General features: G+C 71.1%; 16 protein-coding genes. 8 read left to right on the top strand and 8 right to left on the bottom strand.

Going from position 1 to position 20,113, the window contains the following annotated elements:
* The first annotated feature begins 27 nt into the window (after nt 1–27).
* Nucleotides 28–498, top strand: a complete 471-nt coding sequence (locus AMK26_RS00080; RefSeq protein ID WP_073750469.1) for an Rv3235 family protein — start codon at nt 28–30, stop codon at nt 496–498.
* Nucleotides 499–571: 73 nt separating this feature from the next.
* On the opposite strand, the gene secA is transcribed toward AMK26_RS00080, so the two are convergent.
* Nucleotides 572–3,394 carry a preprotein translocase subunit SecA gene (gene secA, locus AMK26_RS00075; RefSeq protein WP_073750467.1) on the bottom strand — a complete coding sequence of 941 codons (2,823 nt, stop codon included), beginning with the start codon at nt 3,392–3,394 and terminating at the stop codon, nt 572–574.
* A 253-nt stretch (nt 3,395–3,647) separates the two neighbouring features.
* Between secA and AMK26_RS00070 the strand changes: the two genes are divergently transcribed.
* Together AMK26_RS00070 and AMK26_RS00065 are read left to right on the top strand one after the other, a co-directional pair.
* Nucleotides 3,648–4,226 (top strand): GNAT family N-acetyltransferase, encoded by a 579-nt coding sequence (locus AMK26_RS00070; protein WP_073750465.1) that lies wholly within the window; start codon nt 3,648–3,650, stop codon nt 4,224–4,226.
* A 48-nt stretch (nt 4,227–4,274) separates the two neighbouring features.
* A complete protein-coding gene (locus tag AMK26_RS00065) occupies nt 4,275–5,447 on the top strand; it encodes a winged helix-turn-helix domain-containing protein (protein ID WP_073752885.1) in 1,173 nt (390 codons plus the stop codon).
* Here AMK26_RS00065 and AMK26_RS00060 read toward each other — a convergent pair.
* The 7 genes from AMK26_RS00060 to mtnA all read right to left on the bottom strand — a co-directional run bounded on the left by AMK26_RS00060 (nt 5,440) and on the right by mtnA (nt 14,309).
* The gene (locus tag AMK26_RS00060) at nt 5,440–6,213 is read right to left on the bottom strand and encodes a response regulator (protein ID WP_073750463.1); all 774 of its coding nucleotides are present in this window, start codon (nt 6,211–6,213) and stop codon (nt 5,440–5,442) included. The genes AMK26_RS00065 and AMK26_RS00060 overlap by 8 nt on opposite strands.
* A 192-nt stretch (nt 6,214–6,405) precedes the next feature.
* Nucleotides 6,406–7,095 (bottom strand): ribosome hibernation-promoting factor, HPF/YfiA family, encoded by a 690-nt coding sequence (hpf, locus tag AMK26_RS00055; RefSeq protein WP_073750461.1) that lies wholly within the window; start codon nt 7,093–7,095, stop codon nt 6,406–6,408.
* A 333-nt stretch (nt 7,096–7,428) separates the two neighbouring features.
* Nucleotides 7,429–8,157 carry a ComF family protein gene (locus tag AMK26_RS00050; RefSeq protein ID WP_073750459.1) on the bottom strand — a complete coding sequence of 243 codons (729 nt, stop codon included), beginning with the start codon at nt 8,155–8,157 and terminating at the stop codon, nt 7,429–7,431.
* Between the two features lie 428 nt (nt 8,158–8,585).
* A complete protein-coding gene (locus AMK26_RS00045) occupies nt 8,586–10,448 on the bottom strand; it encodes an LpqB family beta-propeller domain-containing protein (RefSeq protein ID WP_073750457.1) in 1,863 nt (620 codons plus the stop codon).
* A complete protein-coding gene (mtrB, locus tag AMK26_RS00040) occupies nt 10,438–12,456 on the bottom strand; it encodes an MtrAB system histidine kinase MtrB (protein ID WP_079277381.1) in 2,019 nt (672 codons plus the stop codon). The genes AMK26_RS00045 and mtrB overlap by 11 nt, the downstream gene beginning before the upstream one ends.
* Before the next feature lies 1 nt (nt 12,457).
* A complete protein-coding gene (mtrA, locus tag AMK26_RS00035; RefSeq protein WP_007448372.1) occupies nt 12,458–13,147 on the bottom strand; it encodes a two-component system response regulator MtrA in 690 nt (229 codons plus the stop codon).
* Between the two features lie 4 nt (nt 13,148–13,151).
* Nucleotides 13,152–14,309, bottom strand: coding sequence for an S-methyl-5-thioribose-1-phosphate isomerase (mtnA, locus tag AMK26_RS00030; protein WP_073750453.1), 1,158 nt, complete (start codon nt 14,307–14,309; stop codon nt 13,152–13,154).
* A gap of 182 nt (nt 14,310–14,491) precedes the next feature.
* On the opposite strand from mtnA, the gene AMK26_RS00025 reads away from it, so the two are divergent.
* The 5 genes from AMK26_RS00025 to AMK26_RS00005 are packed head-to-tail and all read left to right on the top strand — an operon-like array spanning nt 14,492 to nt 19,946.
* Complete coding sequence (locus AMK26_RS00025; protein WP_073750451.1) at nt 14,492–15,724, top strand: hypothetical protein; 1,233 nt, start codon at nt 14,492–14,494, stop codon at nt 15,722–15,724.
* 4 nt (nt 15,725–15,728) lie between these two features.
* Entirely contained in the window at nt 15,729–16,418 is a 690-nt protein-coding gene (locus tag AMK26_RS00020) for a DUF4129 domain-containing protein (protein ID WP_073750436.1), read from the top strand.
* Nucleotides 16,415–17,644, top strand: a complete 1,230-nt coding sequence (locus AMK26_RS00015; protein WP_073750434.1) for a DUF4350 domain-containing protein — start codon at nt 16,415–16,417, stop codon at nt 17,642–17,644. Before AMK26_RS00020 ends, AMK26_RS00015 begins: the two co-directional genes overlap by 4 nt.
* On the top strand, nt 17,641–18,624 hold the full coding sequence (locus tag AMK26_RS00010) for an AAA family ATPase (RefSeq protein ID WP_073750432.1): 984 nt from the start codon (nt 17,641–17,643) through the stop codon (nt 18,622–18,624). The genes AMK26_RS00015 and AMK26_RS00010 overlap by 4 nt, the downstream gene beginning before the upstream one ends.
* Nucleotides 18,625–18,635: 11 nt before the next feature.
* Complete coding sequence (locus AMK26_RS00005; RefSeq protein ID WP_073750430.1) at nt 18,636–19,946, top strand: DUF58 domain-containing protein; 1,311 nt, start codon at nt 18,636–18,638, stop codon at nt 19,944–19,946.
* Nucleotides 19,947–20,113: the final 167 nt, after the last annotated feature.

Below are 20,113 nucleotides of genomic sequence, written 5' to 3'. Positions count from 1 at the left end.
GGTCCTACGGAACGGGGGCGATTCATCATGAGCACCACCGCAACCAGGACGACGTCCGGCCCGGCCCGCCGCCGGGACCAGCGCGGCCCCGGCACGGTCCGGCCCGGTTCACCCCGCCCGGCGGCGGCCGCCACCGCGACCCGCACCAGCAACCCCACCCCCAGCCGCCGCGGCCCGCTCCCGCCCCACGTCCTCTTCGCCGAACGGCTGCTCGCCGTCCTCAGCGGTGAACGCCCCGTCCACTGGATGCTCGGCCAGACCGTCGGCGCGGCCTACGACCAGCTGATCGCCCTCGCGCCCACCACCCCGCTGCGCGCCCACGGCGCACGCCCCGTCATCCGCCGCTGCGGCGGCTTCCCGCTGCGCCCGGGCGTGGTCGAGGCGTTCGCGAGCATCGCGGCGGGCGAGCAGGTCCGGGCGATGGCGTTCCGCCTGGAGCAGGGCACCGACCGCAAATGGCGCTGCGCCGCCGTGGAACTCGGCGGCCAACGCCACTGACGTACACCGACGAACGGGGCCGAGCACGCGACTCCCGTCACGCACCCGGCCCCGAAAGCACTCCTACGGAGGGCTACTTCTTACGGCGACGCCCGCCCTTCTGCGCCTTGCGCCGCTCCGCACGCGTCATGCCGTCCGCCGCGGACCGGGCCGCCCCGTCCCCGTTCTCGAAGTCGCCCTCGATGATGTCGCCCTCGCCGTCGACCTTCGGCGCGGAGAAGTGCAGCCGGTCCGGCCGCTTGGGCGCCTCCAGCCCCTTGGCGCGGATCTCGGGCCGCCCGGCACCGGCCTGCGCCGGTACGGCGTCCTCCTTGGCCAGGGACGTCTTGGCGGCCGCGTCCTGCACCGGCACCTCCTCGACCTGCTGCTCGACCTGGACCTCCAGGTTGAACAGGTAGCCGACGGACTCCTCCTTGATGCCCTCCATCATCGCGGTGAACATGTCGAAGCCCTCGCGCTGGTACTCGACCAGCGGGTCCTTCTGCGCCATGGCGCGCAGACCGATGCCCTCCTGGAGGTAGTCCATCTCGTAGAGGTGCTCGCGCCACTTGCGGTCCAGGACCGACAGCACGACACGCCGCTCCAGCTCACGCATGATGTCGGAGCCGAGCTGCTTCTCACGCGCGTCGTACTGCTCGTGGATGTCCTCCTTGACGGACTCCGCGATGAACTCGGCGGTGATGCCGGCCCGGTCGCCGGCCGCCTCCTCCAGCTCCTCGATGGTGACCTTGCACGGGTAGAGCTGCTTGAAGGCGCCCCACAGCCGCTCCAGGTCCCACTCCTCCGCGAACCCCTCGACGGTCTCCGCCTCGATGTAGGCGTCGATCGTGTCGTCCATGAAGTGGCGGATCTGCTCGTGCAGGTCCTCGCCCTCCAGGACGCGGCGGCGCTCGCCGTAGATGACCTCACGCTGCCGGTTGAGGACCTCGTCGTACTTCAGGACGTTCTTGCGCGTCTCGAAGTTCTGCTGCTCGACCTGCGACTGCGCGGACGCGATCGCGCGCGTGACCATCTTGTTCTCGATCGGTACGTCGTCGGGAACGTTGGCCATCGACATCACGCGCTCGACCATCTGCGCCTTGAACAGCCGCATCAGGTCGTCGCCCAGCGACAGGTAGAACCGGGACTCGCCGGGGTCGCCCTGACGGCCGGAACGGCCGCGCAGCTGGTTGTCGATACGCCGCGACTCGTGCCGCTCCGTGCCCAGCACGTACAGCCCGCCGAGCGACTTGACCTCCTCGAACTCCGCCTTCACGGCGAGCTCCGCCTTCTCCAGCGCGGCGGGCAGGGCCGCGGCCCACTCCTCGACGTGCTCGACCGGGTCCAGGCCGCGCTGGCGCAGCTCGGCCTCGGCGAGGTCGTCGGGGTTGCCGCCCAGCTTGATGTCGGTACCGCGGCCGGCCATGTTGGTGGCGACGGTGACGGCGCCCTTGCGGCCGGCCTGGGCGACGATCTGCGCCTCACGGTCGTGCTGCTTGGCGTTGAGCACCTCGTGCTGGATGCCGCGCTTGGACAGCTGCTGCGACAGGTACTCGGACTTCTCGACCGACGTCGTACCGACGAGGATCGGCTGGCCCTTCTTGTGCTTCTCCTCGATGTCGTCGACGACCGCGGCGAACTTGGCGACCTCGGTGCGGTAGATCAGGTCCGACTGGTCCTTGCGGATCATCGGCTTGTTCGTCGGGATCGGCACGACGCCCAGCTTGTAGATCTGGTGGAACTCGGCGGCCTCGGTCATGGCCGTACCGGTCATACCGGACAGCTTGTCGTAGAGGCGGAAGAAGTTCTGCAGGGTGATCGTGGCGAGGGTCTGGTTCTCGTCCTTGATGTCCACCCCTTCCTTCGCCTCGATCGCCTGGTGCATGCCCTCGTTGTAGCGGCGGCCGGCGAGGATACGGCCGGTGTGCTCGTCGACGATCATGACTTCGCCGTCGATGACGACGTAGTCCTTGTCCTTCTTGAACAGTTCCTTGGCCTTGATGGCGTTGTTCAGGTATCCGACGAGCGGGGTGTTCACCGACTCGTAGAGGTTGTCGATGCCCAGCCAGTCCTCGACCTTGGCGACACCGGACTCGTGGATGCCGACGGTGCGCTTCTTCTCGTCGACCTCGTAGTCGCCGGTCTCCTCGATGCCCTTGAGGGGGTTTCCGGGCTCGCCCCTCTTGAGGCGGGTGACCAGCTTGGCGAAGTCGCCGTACCACTTCGTCGCCTGGTCGGCCGGGCCGGAGATGATCAGCGGCGTACGGGCCTCGTCGACCAGGATGGAGTCGACCTCGTCGACACAGGCGAAGTTGTGGCCGCGCTGGACGAGCTCCTCCTTGGACCACGCCATGTTGTCGCGCAGGTAGTCGAAGCCGAACTCGTTGTTCGTGCCGTACGTGATGTCGCAGTTGTACTGCTCGCGGCGCTGCGACGGCGACATGTTGGAGAGGATGCAGCCGACCTTCAGGCCCAGGAACTTGTGGACCCGGCCCATCATGTCGGAGTCGCGCTCCGCCAGGTAGTCGTTGACGGTGATCATGTGCACGCCCTTGCCGGACAGCGCGTTCAGATACGCCGGCAGCGTGCCGACGAGGGTCTTGCCCTCACCGGTCTTCATCTCGGCGACGTAACCGAGGTGCAGCGCGGCGCCACCCATCAGCTGGACGTCGTAGTGGCGCTGACCGAGCACGCGCTTGGCGGCCTCGCGGACCGTCGCGAACGCCTCGGGCATCAGGTCGTCGAGGCTCTCACCGTCGGCGTACCGCTGCTTGTACTCCTCGGTGAGCGCCCGCAACTCGGCGTCGGAGAGGTTGACGAAGTCCTCTTCGATGGAGTTGACCTGGTCCGCGATGCGGTGCAGTTTGCGCAGGATCTTGCCTTCGCCTGCACGCATGAGCTTGTTGAAGACGGACACTGAGGTTGGTCTCCTTGCCGGTCGGGCCTGGCACTAGGTCTTGTCATGGACACTGGCACGGGCACGGCAGGTGGGCCCCACCGCAACGGCCATCGTAAGCGAGGACGCCACCGCGCCGGGAGGTCTGCGCTCACCTGGGCCGACTGCCGCGCCGACATGCCGCCCTCAAGGAGAACGCGCGGGGCGTACGGAAGGTGCCGCTGAACCCGAAAAGTGTTCGCCCCGCCCCTCCCCGCCCCACCAGAATCCGGTCATGGAGCCCGTCACCCTCACCACCGAGCGACTGCGCTTGCGCCCCTTCACGCCCGCCGACACCGACGCCGTGTACGCGGCCTGCCAGGACCCCGACATCCAGCGCTGGACGGTCGTGCCGTCCCCGTACGAGAGGCAGCACGCGGAGGATTTCCTCGGGCGCATCGTGCCCGACGGCTGGCGCACCGGGTACGACCTGGATTTCGCGGTCCTGCCCCGCGCGGGCGGCCCGCTCGTGGGCGCCATCGGTGTACGCGGGCACTCAGGGGTGTGGGAGATCGGTTTCTGGACGGCCAAGGAGCACCGCGGCAACGGCTACGCCACGGAAGCCGTCGTGGCCCTGGCGCGGTGGACGTTCACGACGACCGGGTGCACGCGGCTGGTGTGGCGGGCCGAGGTCGGCAACACGGGATCGCGCGCCGTCGCCGAGAAGGCCGGCTTCACGGTGGAGGGCGTCCAGCGCGCGGGCCTCCTCAACAAGGGCACCCTTCGTGACGCGTGGATCGGCTCCCTGCTCCCCTCCGACCTCGGCCTGCCGAGCACGGTGCCCTACCTCCCGGCCCGCCCGAACCCGGCGTGACTGTCAGTGCCGCCGTCTATCGTGCCGAGCATGACGACCGTGCGGACCATGACGCCCCTGCCGCCTCCCACCGCCGAGCTCTCCGCCGACGAGGCCCGTCGTATCGCGCTGCGCGCCCAGGGCTTCCTGGGCGCGCCGGACCGCCGCGCCGGGGTGCGCGGCGTGCTGCGCCGGCTCGGCGCCGTCCAGCTGGACACGATCTCGGTACTGGCCCGCTCCCACGAGCTGGTCCCGTACGCACGGCTGGGCGCCGTCGGCCGCCGGACCGTCGACGCCGCGTACTGGACGGACGGACACGCCTTCGAGTACTGGTCGCACGCGGCGTGCATCCTGCCGGTCGAGGAGTGGCCGCACTTCGCCTTCCGCCGCCGCGCCTACCGCAAGCGCCCGCAGTGGCACCACGACCTGCCGGACGCTGCCTACGACGCGGTGATCAAGCAGCTGCGCGCCGAGGGCCCGCTGACCGCCACGGAACTCGGCGGCGCGAAGAACGGCGGCGAGTGGTGGGACTGGTCGGAGTCGAAGGTCGCCGTCGAGCGGGCGCTGATGTTCGGCGAGGTGGTGTGCACCGAGCGGCGCGGCTGGAAGCGGGTGTACGACCTGGCCGAGCGCGCCATCCCTGATCACCTGCTGCACGACGAGCTGGACGACACCGAGTGTCTGCGCCGGCTGGTGCGGCTGGCGGGGCAGGCGCTGGGCGTGGGCACGCGCGCGGACATCGCCGACTACCACCGGCTCAAGGGCGAGCAGTTCGACGCGGTGGTCGCCGACTCGGGGCTGGTGCCGGTGCGGGTGCAGGGCTGGGACAAGCCGGCCTGGGCGGACCCGGAGGCCCTGGCGGGCGTGGCGCGCGGCCGTCACCGTACGACGCTGCTGTCGCCGTTCGACTCGCTGATCTGGGAGCGGGCGCGCACGGAACGGATCTTCGGCTTCACGCACCGCCTGGAGGCGTACGTCCCCAGGCAGAAGCGGATACACGGCTACTTCGCGATGCCCCTGCTCGCGGGCGGGAGGCTGATGGGCCGGGTGGATCCGGCCCGCGAGGGGAAGACCCTGGTGGCCAAGCAGGTGTCGCTGGCCTCCCCGAAGGCCGTCACCCCCATGGCGGAGGCACTGCGGGAAGCCGCCGAGTGGGTGGGCTGCGACTCCGTACGGATCGAACGGGTCGACCGCCCGGAGCTCACCCCCGAGCTGTCGTCCGCCCTGGCCCGTCTCACCTGATCTCGAGGATCTTCTCCCGCATCGCGTAGACCACCGCTTCCATCCTGGAGTGCAGCTGGAGCTTCTCCAGGATGTTGCGGACGTGGTTCTTCACGGTGTTCTCCGAGATGAACAACTCCTTGGCGATGTCCCGGTTGTTCATGCCGGTGGCGACCAGCTTCAGGACCTCCAGCTCGCGGTCGGTCAGCCGGGGCGCCGGGACGAGCCGGCGCTCGTCGGTGCGCTGGATCATCGACTTGAACTCGGTGAGGAGCTTCGACGCCATCGACGGGCTGATCTGCGACTGACCGTCCGCGACCGCCCGGATGGCGGTGGCCACCTCGTCGGTGGAGATCTCCTTGAGGAGGTAGCCCGTCGCACCCGCCTTGATCGCGTCGTAGAGGTCGGCCTCCTCGTCGCTGATCGTCAGCATGATGATCTTGGCACTGGGAGCCACCTCCTTGATGGAGGTGCAGGCCTCGATACCGCCCCGCTTGGGCATCCGGACATCCATGAGCACGATGTCGGGCAGCAGGTCGGCGGCCTTGTCGACGGCTTCCGCGCCGTCGCCCGCCTCGCCGACCACCTGGATGTCCTCCTCCTGCGCGAGGACGATCTCCAGGCCTCTGCGGAAGAGAGCGTGGTCGTCCACGACCAGGACCCTGATGGGCTCCTTGCGGGACGCGCCGCCGTCCGTGTCGGTGTCGGCACCGCTCCCGCACCCCGCTCCGCCCACCGGGGCGTCGGAGCCGCCCGGGTGGTGCACCGGGCCGAAGCTGTCCGCCATCGTTCCCTCCCCCTGCAGGCCTGCCTGACGTTCATGTGCGGTACGCCAACCTCTGCCTTCGGAGCATCGGTTGGCGCGCCCCGCCATGATTTCATGCCTGGACGGCGAAGCGGTGATCCTGTGGTCGCGCGGTGGTGCCCCTGGGGGCGCACACGGCGCTCCAGGGGCACCACCGGGGTCGTTCAGCTGCTGTCAGCCACCGAGCGCGCCGCCCGCACCGCCCGCCTCCGAGCCGGCCAAGGGGTCGCTCTCCAGATGGATGACGCCGTAGTCGTAGGCGTGCCGGCGGTAGACGACACTGGGCAGTTTCGTCTCGGAGTCGACGAACAGGTAGAAGTCGTGACCGACCAGCTCCATTTCGTAGAGAGCCTGGTCGAGTGACATCGGGGCGGCTGTGTGGGTCTTCTCGCGGACCACCAGAGGTCCTTCGCCCCGCACCTCCAGCGAGCCCATCTTCTTGGTGGGGACGGCCTCCGGCCGCTCCTCCACCGCCACGCCGCCGTTTCCGTTGAGCCGGGCCACGCCCGGAACCGCGTCTGAGACCTCCGCGGCCGACAGACGGCCGTTGCCCCGGCGGGTGTGACGCTTGTCGTGCTGCCTGCGCAGCCGAGCCTCGAGCTTGCCCGTCGCGAGGTCAAGGGCTGCGTAGGGGTCGCCTGCCGCCGCCTCCGCCCGGATCACCGGCCCCCGGGAGTGGAGGGTGATTTCCACACGGTCCGACCGGTCTGCCTGCCGCGGGTTGTGTTCCTTGGACACCTCGACGTCGAGGCTGATCACCTTGGCGTCGAGCTTCTGGATCTTCTCCAGCTTCAGCTTCTCGGCCACGTGCTTGCGGAACCGCTCGGGCACCTCGGTCTTGCGGCCTTTGACGACGATGTCCACGCAGAACTCCGTTCCCGGATCGCTCCTGCCGACTCACCGGTCGGCGAGCATCTCCCTTTTGCACCAGACCCCGGTGAGTACCGGAGCCTCGGACTTGGCGACTCGACCTCCTCCTCCCCCGTCGGCAAGATCCCCACCCCACCACCTTCGATGTCCTGACCGTTACCCGGAAACGGACCCGGAACGCGGCAGTGCATTCGGTGAAGCGCAGCTTTCGCCATTCCTCACACCCGAACATAGCTCGCTCGGACGGATGTCGGCACCCGCTATCCGCACGAACCTCCGATCAGGTGTTTTTACTCTCTCAGTACCTGCAACGATGCAGGTTCCCGGTCAGTTCCGGTTTATTTCGAACGACATCGGCGGGGCAGCGACAACCGCGGCACTCATCTGTACGAATCCCCGGAATTGCGGCTCCGAACCGGCACGCAGTGCCCGTGCCGCCTCGACCAGCGAAGCTCCGGTGGTCATGAGATCGTCGACCAGTACGGGCCTGCCGGCCTCCGGCAGCGCCCCTCCGCCGGCCGCCACCTCCAGCGCCCCGGCCAGGTTCGCCAGCCTCTCCCGCGCGCTCAGCCCGGACTGGTCCGCCACCGCCCGCCGCTGCCTCAGTACGGGCGCCACCCGCGCCGCCACCCCCGTTCGCCGCAACTCGGCCGCCGCCGCCAGCGCGATCCGCCGCGCGGCGTCGTGCCCACGCGCCCGCACCACGCGCCGTGAGGAAGGCACCGGCACCAGGAGCAGCGGCCCGCCGTCCGAGCGCCCACAGGCCGCGACAGAGGCCCTCACGGCCCCGGCCAGCGCGACCCCCAGCGGCCGGGCCAGCCCGAGCGCGCCGCGCTCCTTGTGCCCGAGCAGCACCGCTCGTACCGCATCCGCGTAGGGCGCCGCGGCACACACCACCGGCAGCCCCACCGGCTCCGGCACCGGCCTCACCCGCCGCCCACCCGCTCCGCACAGCGCCCACCGGCACGCCTCGCACAACGACGTACGAGCCCGCCCGCACCCATCACAGGCGACCGGCAGAACCAACCCCGCGATCTCCCGCCACCACCAGCGCATACCCCCACGGTCCCAAGCCTCCGGCCGCGCATCCACCCCTGTGGAAAACCCCGACGGCTCGGCCCGGGCGTCCCCGCCCCGCGACCCCCACACGTCCCCGCCGGGCAAGGGGCAAAAGCCGCCCACCGGCCCGGCAGGACGCATCCGGGGCCCCTGAGGGCATGGCAGCCGGCGCACCCGGAGCCGCGGCAGCAAGCCAGCCGGCACGTACCGCCCGGACACCACGACCTACACATGTCACCCGCCGACCGCCACGCGTGCCCCAGCAGCCCCGCCGACCCTGGGACGCACCCCGGGGCCCGCCCGCCCTCGCAGCACGTAGCGCTCCCTGGCCCCGCCGGCCCCGCACAGCGCGCCCCAGCCCCCTCGCGCGCCCGCGCTGCGCACCCGGAGCCCAAGCCCCGTGCCGGGCCTGTGGCGGCGCGGCGTCAGCCGGGATAGACGGGGAACGTGCCCTTCTCCACCATCGGCTGCCAGTTCGCGCCCGCATGCAGCCGCACGATGCCGGCGTCGGCGGAAGCCGCCACCAGCGGGGCGCGCTCGTCGTTCGACGCCGCGACCACCTTCACCTGGTTCAGCCCCGGAATCGCCGCGGCCGAGGTGGAACCGTCCGTCTGGATGTAGCGCACCTGCTGCACCCCGCCTGCCAGCTTGCCCAGCACCACCAGCCGGCTCTGTCCCGCCCACGACACCGACGTCACCGACTCCATCCGCGGGGCGATGGCCTGGAGGTCCACGACCTGCACCGTCTGCTTCGCACCGGCGCCCTGCCGCTCGACCCGCCCGATGTGCAGGGTCGTCTTGTCGCCCTCCCGGAGCAGCAGCGCCATGCGCACCCCGTCCTCGGACACCCGCAGCGCCTCGACCCGCACCCCGTCGGCGAGCTGCGGGGCCGTGACCGGCAGGGGTTCCCCGGAGCCCTCCGGCAGGAACAGCAACCGCGGATTCGCCGGGTCGCGGTCGGCGACCCACAGGTTGCCGCGGCCGTCCCAGCTCGGCGCGGACAGCCGGTCATCGAGCTTCGCGCCCTCGCTGCTCACCAGCGGTTCCGGCAGCTCCACGCCCGCGTCCGAGACCACGGAGGCCACCCGCAGGTAACGGTCACCCTCCGAGACCACGGCCGCCCGACGCTCATCGCGCGCGACCGCGACCTTGTCGACCTTCACCGACCTGTTGCCGAACGGCCCCGGCACGGGCGACGGCGTGCCGGGGTTCTCCGCCCCGGCCTTGAGCTTCGCCAATCGCCCGGACGCGTCGATGAAATAGGGGTTCACCTCGGGGCTGCCAGACGGAGCGGCCCGGTAGTTCTCCTTCTGGCTCTCTCCCACCAGGCACAGCGCGCGCCCGTCCTCACGCTGCAGTTCGACCTGTTCCACCCTGACGGACCCCAAATCGCCCACACTGAACAGCAATTGCGCCGCCATCCGCCTGCACGTGCCGAAGCCGATGTTTTCCGCCTTTTTATTGAGCGGCACCTTGAGCTTGTTCTGGTCGTCGGGCGTCAGGGAAGTGACGCCGTCCTTCAGCGCCACACCCCTGGGGAAACTGGAATCCACCACCGGATCCAGCCAGTTCGTCGGCCCTTCGAGCAGCGCCTTGACCGTCTGCGCCACCGGGTCCATCCGCGTCACCGGATCCTGCCGCTGCCGGATGTACACCGGGTCGGCCACGACCCAGTGCCGACCGGAGGCGAAGTAGTACGTGTTGACGGAACGGTAGTTGCGCTGGAAGTCCGACTCGCCGAGCAGCAGCCCCGGCGGCAGCCTGTCGATCCGCCATTCCTTGCCCGTGCCGTCCGGGCCGGGCGCCTGCACCAGCTGGATCGTGCCGGTGTAGTTGGACATGGGCGTCGGCCGGTAGGCGTGCCGGCTGTCCAGCGTCGCGATCCGCTTGCCGCGCAAGGAGTAGACGCGGCGGTCCTGGGTCTCACGGATGCTGCTGCGCTCCGGCGGCTGTGTGCTGACGGGCGCGGAGGTGAGCACCGTGGTGAGCTCCTCCGGCTTCCACTCCCGCGCCGCCTTCTTGGTCAGGTACTTGCGGGCCGTCGCGAACCCCGGGTCGTCACCCGTCATCGCCTCCAGGAACCCGTTGACGATCTCGTCCGGCTCCGCGTCCTCCCGCGGTGTCACCGGATACACCCGCACCTGGGAGTCCCCGGGGTTGGACGCCTTCACCGGGGAGACGTCGCCGCTGTCCGGCATCGACCCACACCCGGCCAGCAGCACGCCGCATCCGAGCAGCGCGACCGCGCGCACCGCTCCTCCGCGGCCGCGACGACGCTCAGCGCCCACGAGTCGTACCCTCCCGCTTCCCATCCTGCGTCGTGGACGAGACGTCCTCGCCCGCCCGCTGACCGGCGCCGCGCGCCACCACCCGCGACCCGCTGCCGGGCAGCGCCGTCGGATCGGCGGCCACCTGCGCCGCCTGCCGGGGCGGCAGTGCCGTACGCGTCGGAGCGGGGAGCCCAGCCCGCGTCGAGCTCCCGCCCTGTCCCGGGACCGTCGGCAGCCGGCCGGCGCCCTGCGACGCCTCCTCGGCGGCCGCCCGCTCCCGGTTGCGCCGCGAGTCCTCCGGCTCCAGGGGTATCGGCGAACCGCGCAACGGCTCGTCCGCCGTACGCGGCAGCGTCAGCCGGAACTGCGAACCGCCGCCCGGCTCCCCCCACGCCTGCAGCCAGCCGCCGTGCAGCCGCGCGTCCTCCACGGCGATCGACAGGCCCAGCCCCGTACCACCCGTGGTACGCGCCCGAGCCGGGTCCGCCCGCCAGAAGCGGTTGAACACGCGCGTCGCCTCGCCGGGCTTCAGCCCGACCCCGTAGTCGCGCACCGCCACGGCCACCGCGCCGCCCGCCGCGGCCATCCGCACCACCACGTCCCGGCCCTCACCGTGCTCCACGGCGTTGACGACCAGGTTCCGCAGCACCCGCTCGACGCGGCGTGCGTCGGCCTCCGCGACCACCGGCTGCTCGTCGCCCACGACGAGGATCCGGCCGCCCTTGCGCTCGGCCAGCGGCTCGGCCCCGCCGATCACCCTGCGGACGACCTCCCGCAGGTCTATCGGCTCGGCCTCCAGCGCCGCCGCGCCCGCGTCGAAGCGGCTGATCTCCAGCAGGTCCGACAGCAGCGACTCGAACCGGTCCAGCTGGTCCCCCAGCAGCTCCGCCGAACGCGCCGTCACCGGATCGAAGTCCTCACGCGCCTCATGGATGACATCGGCCGCCATCCGTACGGTCGTCAGCGGCGTACGCAGCTCGTGCGAGACGTCCGAGACGAACCGCCGCTGCATCCGCGACAGCTCTTCCAGCTGCTGGATCTTCAGCTGGAGGTTCTGCGCCATCTTGTTGAACGCCTCGCCGAGCCGCGCGATGTCGTCCTCGCCGGTGACCTTCATCCGTTCCTGCAGCCGGCCCGCCGACAGCCGCTCGGCGATCCCGGCCGCCATCCGTACCGGCGTGACGACCTGCCGCACCACCAGCCACGCGATCGCGCCCAGCAGCACCACCACGAACAGCCCGGCCGTCGCGAGCGTCGTCTTGACCAGGGCGAGGGAGTCCTCCTCCTGCGTCAGCGGGAAGAGGTAGTACAGCTCGTACGGATTGCCGTCGATGTCATTGAGGCGTTTGCCGATGACCAGCCCGGCCTCCGACGGCTTGCCGTCCGAATAGTTGATCCGGGTGTACGTCTGGAACGTCCCCGCCTGCGCGACGGACTCCCGCAGCTTCGCCGGAATGCTCCGCGCCGGTTCCACCCCGCCCGACGCCCGAGCGCCACGGCTGGGCGCCGCGCCCTCCGTGTCGGAGCTGAGCGCCACCACGTTGAACGCGCCCTGGCCGCCGCTCGCGAGCCGGACCACCAGATCGGACCGCCAGTTCAGCGACGCCCCGGCCGTTCCGCCGTCCGCGGCCCCTCCGCCCTGCCCGCCCGCGCCCAGCTGCTGGTTCGCCGGGTCCTGCGCGGCGGAGAATCCACCGGACGCCTGGCTCTGGGCAGCCCTCTCCTTGGCGTCCAGCAGACCGTTGCGCATCTGGCCGATGACGACGAACCCGAGCAGCAGCACCACTCCGAGCGACATCAGCAGCGTGCCGGCGACCACCCGCAACTGCAGGTTCCGCCGCCACAGCCGGGTAGCCGGAAGCAACGGCCGGCGCACCCAGCGCACCAGGAGCCGAAGCACCGGACCACCCGGCGCCCCGTCCTGGAGCAGACGGCCCGGACGCCATGACTGACGCCCCGGCCCGGCAGCCCGCCCCGCACGGACTCCCGGGTTCCCGGGCTTCGGAGCAGCACTGCCGCGGGACATGTCAGCTCGGTCCGGCCTTGTAACCGACACCACGGACGGTCACCACGATCTCCGGCCGCTCCGGGTCCTTCTCGACCTTGGAGCGCAGCCGCTGCACATGCACGTTCACCAGCCGCGTGTCCGCGGCGTGGCGGTACCCCCACACCTGCTCCAGCAGCACCTCACGGGTGAACACCTGCCACGGCTTGCGGGCCAGCGCGACCAGCAGGTCGAACTCGAGCGGAGTCAGGGCGATCGACTGCCCCTCCCGCTTCACCGAGTGGCCCGCCACATCGATGACCAGGTCACCGATGGTCAGCTGCTCCGGCGCCGGCTCCTCCGACCTCCGCAGCCGCGCCCGGATCCGGGCGACCAGCTCCTTCGGCTTGAACGGCTTGACGATGTAGTCATCGGCCCCGGACTCCAGCCCGACCACCACATCGACGGTGTCGCTCTTGGCGGTGAGCATCACGATCGGCACTCCGGACTCGGCCCGGATGAGCCGGCACACCTCGATGCCGTCCCTTCCGGGCAGCATGAGGTCCAGCAGCACCAGGTCCGGCTTGGCCTCCCGGAAAGCAGCAAGTGCCTTGTCGCCGTCCGCTACGAACGACGGCTCGAAACCTTCACCACGCAGCACAATCCCGAGCATCTCGGCCAGTGCGGTGTCGTCGTCGACGACAAGGACGCGTCCCTTCATAATCGACATCATCCCATTAGCTAATCGTTACCTGGCGTGACCTGGCACACAGCTCGGCAATTCCTCCCCCGGTGACCGGGGACACCACCCCCTGCTCGGTGACGATCGCCGTCACCAGTTCCGGGGGCGTGACGTCGAACGCGGGGTTGTACGCCTGGGTTCCCAGCGGCGCCACCGGCAGCCCGGCGCCCGCTCCTGGCCCCCCTCCCCCCATCGCCACCTGCGGCGGAGCTGTGAGCTCCGTCACCTCCTGTCCGGCGCGCTGCTCCACCTCTATGGACGCCCCGTCCGGCGTCTCCAGGTCGATCGTCGTGAGGGGCGCCACCACCACGAACGGCACATGGTGGTACCTGGCCAGCACCGCGAGCGGATAGCTCCCCACCTTGTTCGCCACCGAACCGTCGGCGGCGATCCGGTCCGCCCCGATCAGTACGGCGTCCACCTCCCCCGCCGCGAACAGCGAGCCCGCCGCGTTGTCGGTGAGCAGCGTGTACGGCATGCCGTTGCGGGCCGCCTCGTACGCCGTCAGCCGCGCCCCCTGCAACAGCGGCCGGGTCTCGTCCACCCACAGCCGCCGCAGCCTGCCCGTCCGGTGCGCCTGCAGAGCCACGGCGAACGCGGTCCCCTCGCCGCCCGACACCAGCGCCCCGGTGTTGCAGTGGGTCAGGACCCGGTGGCCGCCGCCCGGCAGCAGCTCGTCCAGCAGCGCCAGCCCATGGCCCGCCATCAGCGCACTGGCCTCGGCGTCCTCCCGGTGCAGATCCCTGGCCTCCGCCAGTGCCGCCTCCGCGGCCCGCTCCCGGCCCTCCCCCTTCTCGAGCGCCGCCCGGTACGCACCGGCCGCCCGCCGCACCCCGTAGCCGAGGTTCACGGCGGTGGGCCGCGCTCCGGCCAGCAACACGGCCGCGTCTTCCACGTCGAAGCCCCGCACGGCAGCCAGCGCCACGCCGTAGGCACCGGCGATGCCGAGCAGCGGCGCTCCGCGCACAGCGAGCGTCTGGATCGCCTGGACCAGCGCCGGCACATCCGTGCAGACCAGCTCGACCTCCTCGGTGGGCAACCGCGTCTGGTCGAGGAGCACCACCACCGGCCCTTCCGGCGGCTCCTCCCAACGCAGTGCGGGGAGCGAGGGCGGTTCGGCGGCGCCGGGAGTTCGTGCGTACTGATCAGCCATCCGCCCAGTCTGCCCGCTGAACCACGGACAATGAAGGTGCCAAGGAGATCCGGCCCCAGGCCCGGCCGCGGACGACGCGTGGCACCATGGCTGCCAACCTGCCGCCCCACCGAGCGGCCCGGCACCGTGACCGAGCCGGCTCGACGAGCCGGCACCGCGACGAATTCACGAGGTGGACGACCGTGAACGACACTCCGGGCTGGGCCTCGCCCGGATCCTCGCCCTCCGACGGCCAGGGCGCCAACGTCCCACGGCCCGCCGAACCCACCGACGCCCCCGGCACGCCCTCCACATGGTCCAAGCACCAGCCGCCCCCTGGCCAGTGGTCCCCGCCGACCGTGCCCGGCCCGTCCGGCCCCGTTCCGCCCCCCACGCCCGCACCCGGATGGAGCGGCGGTCAGCACCAGGGCGGCTGGGGCCGGCCCCCGGCCGCCAAGCCCGGTGTCATCCCGCTGCGCCCCCTCGGCGTCGGCGAGATCCTCGACGGCGCGGTCTCCACTCTGCGCGCGCACTGGCGCACCGTGCTCGGCATCACGATCACCGTCTCCGTCATCACGAAGATCGGCGACGTCCTCCTCCAGCGCTACGTCGTACCGGCGCCACCGCAGCTCAAGCGGAACCCGACCCCACAGGAGGCCCTGGACCAGTTGGTGCAGAGCCTCAAGGCGAGTCTCCTCTCCCTGGGCCCCACGATGGCGCTCACCCTCATCGGCACCTTCATCACGACCGCCCTGCTGACCATCGTCATCAGCCGCGCCGTGCTCGGCCGCCCCGTGACACTCTCCGACGCCTGGCGCGAGGCCCGTCCCAGGCTTCCCCAGCTTCTCGGCCTGACCCTCCTGCTGCCGCTGCTGAGCGTCGCCATCATGACCGTCGGCCTGCTCCCCGGCCTGCTCCTCGACGGCACCGCAGCAGGCGTGCTGCTTACCGTCCTGGGCGGACTCACCGCCGCCGTGGTCGTCACCTGGCTCCTCGTCCGGTTCAGCCTCTCCTCCTCGGCACTGATGCTGGAACGGCAGGGCGTGGCCGCGTCCCTGCGCCGCTCCGCCAAGCTGGTCCAGGGCGCCTGGTGGCGGATCTTCGGCATCCTGATGCTGACGATGCTCCTGCTGACCCTCATCACGATGATCATCGGACTGCCCTTCGCCTTCGTCGCGCTCGCGGTGGACGGGGACGGACTGGGCGGCCTGATCACCGGCACGACCACCGAATTCGGCTGGCCCTTCCTGATCATCACCGGCGTCGGAGCGGTCATCGCCGCCTCGATCACCTACCCGATCTCCTCGGGTGTCTCCGTCCTGCTCTACATCGACCAGCGCATCCGCCGGGAGGCCCTCGACCTGGACCTGGCCCGCGCCGCAGGCGTGCCCGGGTACGGCTCCCCCTCGCCCGACGACACCACCCCCGGGAGCTGATGCGGTGCCGACCACGGGGGGTCTGACGACGGCGTGGCCGACGGTCCACGCGAACGACGACGTACCGCTGGACACTCCCCGCGTCCCCGCCCGCGAGGCGGCGGAGCGGGAGCTGTCCAGGCCCATGTACCACGAGAACGACCCCAACCTGCTCCAGCGCGCGCTCGACAGCTTCTGGGACTGGGTGGGCCGGCTCTTCGACTCCGCGTCGGGAGCCGCCCCGGGAGGCCCACTCGGACTCGTGGCGATCGCCCTGATCGTCCTGTGCCTCGTCGGCGCCCTGTGGTGGCGCCTGGGCACCCCGCAGCGCACCCCTGTCACCGCCGACTCCCTCTTCGACGACCGTCCTCGCAGCGCCGCCGAACACCGCACCGCCGCCGAGGACCACGCCACCGCCGGCCGCTGGAACCAGGCCGTCCAGGAACGGATGCGAGCCATCGTGCGCTCCCTGGAAGAACGCACCCTCCTCGACCCCCGCCCCGGCCGCACCGCCGACGAGGCGGCAGCCGAGGCAGGCCGGCCCCTCCCCGCCCACGCGGACGAACTCCGAGCCGCCGCCCGCGCGTTCGACGACGTCACATACGGTGGCCGCACCGCCGACCAGAGCACGTACCAGCGCCTCAAGGACGTGGACACCGCGCTGGAACGGGCCAAGCCCCACCTGAGCAACGCCGCCCACGGAGCGGCCGGATGACCGCCACCTCCCACGCCTCCGCCACCTCGACGTCCCTCACCGCCCGCCAGATCTGGTCCCGGGTCAGAGGTCTGCTGCTCGCTCTGGCCATTCTCACCGTGGCCGGGATCGTCATGGCCCTCGTGCGCTCCGACGCCCAGCACGGCCATCTCGACCCCCGCTCCGCCGATCCCCACGGCAGCCGCGCCGTCGCCGAACTCCTCAAGCAGCGCGGGGTCACCAGCCGTGTGGTCACCACTCTCGACGAGGCCACCGCCGCGACCGGCCCCGACACCACGCTCCTCGTCACCACCCCCGACCTGCTGACGGACCACCAGCAGACCGTCCTCCGGAGAGACATGGACACCGCACGCGGCCGCACGGTGCTCCTCTCCGCCGGTCCCCCCTCCGTCGGCACCCTGGCGCCCGGCGTGACCACGGGCTCCTCCACCCCGGTGTCGGCACTCTCCCCCCAGTGCGCCCTGCCGGCCGCCGAGCGCGCCGGCACCGTCGACCTCGGCGGCGAGCGCTACACGACCGCCCTCCCCGGCAGCGACGCCTGCTACCGCAGCGACGGCCTCGCCACCCTCGTGCGGATCAACGGCCCCGCCGGTGGCGACACGGTCCTCCTGGGCTCTCCCGACATCCTCTACAACGACCGCCTGGACAAGCAGGGCAACGCCTCGCTCGCCCTTCAACTCCTCGGCTCCCGGCCCCATCTCGTCTGGTACCTCCCCTCGCTCAGCGATCCCTCCGCCGCCGGCGGAAACGATGACAGCGGGGACAGCGGCGACGGAGAGGAAGACGCCGGCGAACGCGGCTTCCTCGAACTGATCCCCTCCGGCTGGCTGTGGGGCACCCTGCAACTCACCCTCGCCGCCGCGCTCGCCGCCATCTGGCGCGCCCGCCGCCTCGGCCCCCTCGTCACCGAACACCTTCCCGTCGTCATCCGTGCCTCCGAGTCCACGGAGGGCCGTGCCCGCCTCTACCACCGGGCGAATGCACGCGACCGCGCGGCCACCGTCCTGCGCACCGCGACCCGAACCCGACTCGCTCCCCTCCTGGGCGTCCCACCGGCGGAAGCCCACTCTCCCGAAGCCCTCCTCCCTGCCGTCTCCGCGCGACTCGCCGCCGGCGACAGGGACCTCAGGGCTCTCCTTTTCGGCCCGGCTCCCGCCGACGACGCCGCACTCACCCTCCTCGCAGACCAACTCGACGCCCTCGAAAGAGAGGTACGCACCTCATGAGTGCCCCGACCCCCGAGACCGCTGACAACTCGGACAGCGCCCGCTCCTCCTTGGAGGCCCTGCGCACCGAGATCGCGAAGGCCGTGGTCGGGCAGGACCCCGCTGTCACCGGACTCGTCGTCGCCCTGCTCTGCCGAGGCCACGTCCTCCTCGAGGGTGTGCCCGGTGTCGCCAAGACGCTGCTCGTCCGCGCGCTCGCCGCATCTCTCGAACTGGACACCAAGCGCGTCCAGTTCACCCCTGACCTGATGCCGAGCGACGTCACGGGCTCCCTGGTCTACGACGCCCGCACCGCCGAGTTCTCCTTCCAGCCCGGCCCGGTCTTCACCAACCTCCTGCTCGCCGACGAAATCAACCGCACTCCGCCCAAGACCCAGTCGTCGCTCCTGGAAGCGATGGAGGAGCGCCAGGTCACGGTCGACGGCACACCCCGCCCGCTGCCCGAACCCTTCCTCGTCGCCGCCACGCAGAACCCCGTCGAGTACGAGGGCACCTACCCGCTTCCCGAAGCGCAACTGGACCGCTTCCTTCTGAAACTGACGGTCCCTCTTCCTTCACGCCAGGACGAAATCAACGTCCTGACCCGTCATGCCGAGGGCTTCAACCCCCGCGACCTGCACGGCGCCGGAGTACGCCCCGTTGCCGGCCCCGCCGACCTGGAAGCCGCCCGCGCCGCCGTCGCCAAGACCTCCGTCTCCCCCGAGATCGCCGGATACGTCGTCGATATCTGCCGTGCCACCCGTGAATCCCCCTCACTCACCCTCGGCGTCTCCCCACGAGGCGCCACCGCACTGCTCTCCACCGCCCGCGCCTGGGCGTGGCTCACCGGCCGCGACTACGTCATCCCGGACGATGTGAAGGCCCTTGCCCTGCCCACCCTGCGCCACCGCATCCAGCTGCGGCCCGAGGCGGAGATGGACGGAGTCACCCCCGACTCCGTCATCACCGCGATCCTCGCCCACGTCCCCGTACCCCGATGAGGCAGTGACCCGTGGCCCTCACCGGACGAACCGCGCTCCTCGCCGCGATCGGCTCTCTCCCCGTCGGCATCCTCGCCCCCAGCTGGACGGGGATGCTCGCTGTCAACGCACCCCTCTCACTCGCAATCCTGTGCGACTACGCGCTCGCCGCGCCAGTGCGAACGCTCCAGTTCACTCGAAGTGGTGACACTAGTGTTCGACTCGGTGACAGTGCCGAAGTCCATCTCACCGTCACCAACCCCTCCCGGCGGCGCCTACGCGCACACCTCCGCGACGCCTGGCCGCCCAGCAGCTGGCTCCCCGGCAGCGAGCAGTCCGCGTCCCGCCACAAGCTGACGATCCCGGCAGGCGAGCGCCGGCGCCTCACCACCGTCCTCCGGCCCACCCGCCGCGGCGACCGCCAGGCCGAACGCGTCACCGTCCGCTCATACGGCCCGCTCGGCCTCGTCGCCCGCCAGGGCAACCACAAGGTCCCCTGGACGTTCCGTGTCCTTCCACCGTTCGCCAGCCGCAAGCACCTTCCGTCCAAACTGGCCCGCCTCCGCGAGCTCGACGGCCGCACCAGCGTCCTCATCCGAGGCCAAGGCACCGAGTTCGACAGCCTCCGCGAGTACGTCCCCGGCGACGACACCCGTTCCATCGACTGGCGGGCCACCGCCCGCCAGACCACCGTCGCCGTACGCACCTGGCGCCCCGAACGCGACCGCCACATCCTCATCGTCCTCGACACCGGCCGCACGTCGGCCGGCCGAGTCGGCGACGTGCCCCGCCTCGACGCGTCCATGGACGCCGCGCTCCTCCTCACCGCGCTCGCCTCGCGAGCCGGCGACCGCGTCGACCTGCTGGCCTACGACCGCCGCACCCGCGCCCGCGTCCAAGGCCGTTCCGCCAACGACATCCTCCCGGCCGTCGTGAACGCCCTTGCACCCCTGGAACCCGAGCTGGTGGAGACCGACGCGCGCGGTCTCAGCTCGGCCGCCCTCACCAGCGCCCCACGCCGCTCGCTCGTTGTCCTGCTCACCAGCCTTGAAGCCGCCCCCATCGAAGAAGGCCTGCTTCCGGTGCTTCCGCAGCTCACGCAGCGCCACACCGTTCTGGTGGCTTCTGTCTCGGACCCCCACACAGAAGAAATGACGAAGGCCCGCGGCACCGTCGAAGCGGTCTACGAAGCCGCCGCCGGCACCCAAACGCAGGCCCAGCGCCGCCGCACATCGGAACAGCTCCAGCGCCACGGCGTCACCGTCGTGGACGCCACCCCGGACAACCTGGCGCCGGCTCTTGCCGACGCCTATCTCGCCCTGAAAGCAGCGGGCCGTCTCTGAACGCACACCTGACCGCACGGCGGCAAACCGACCCAGGAGGAGGGATCGGTCCCTGCCTCAAAACGCAGAAAAGCCCCGCACCATGAGGTGCGGGGCTTTCCCACAATGATTGTTCGGCGGTGTCCTACTCTCCCACAGGGTCCCCCCTGCAGTACCATCGGCGCTGA

Source organism: Streptomyces sp. CB03234 (genome assembly GCF_001905885.1).
GTDB lineage: Bacteria > Actinomycetota > Actinomycetes > Streptomycetales > Streptomycetaceae > Streptomyces.
This window is presented reverse-complemented; position numbering and strand designations above follow the sequence as displayed.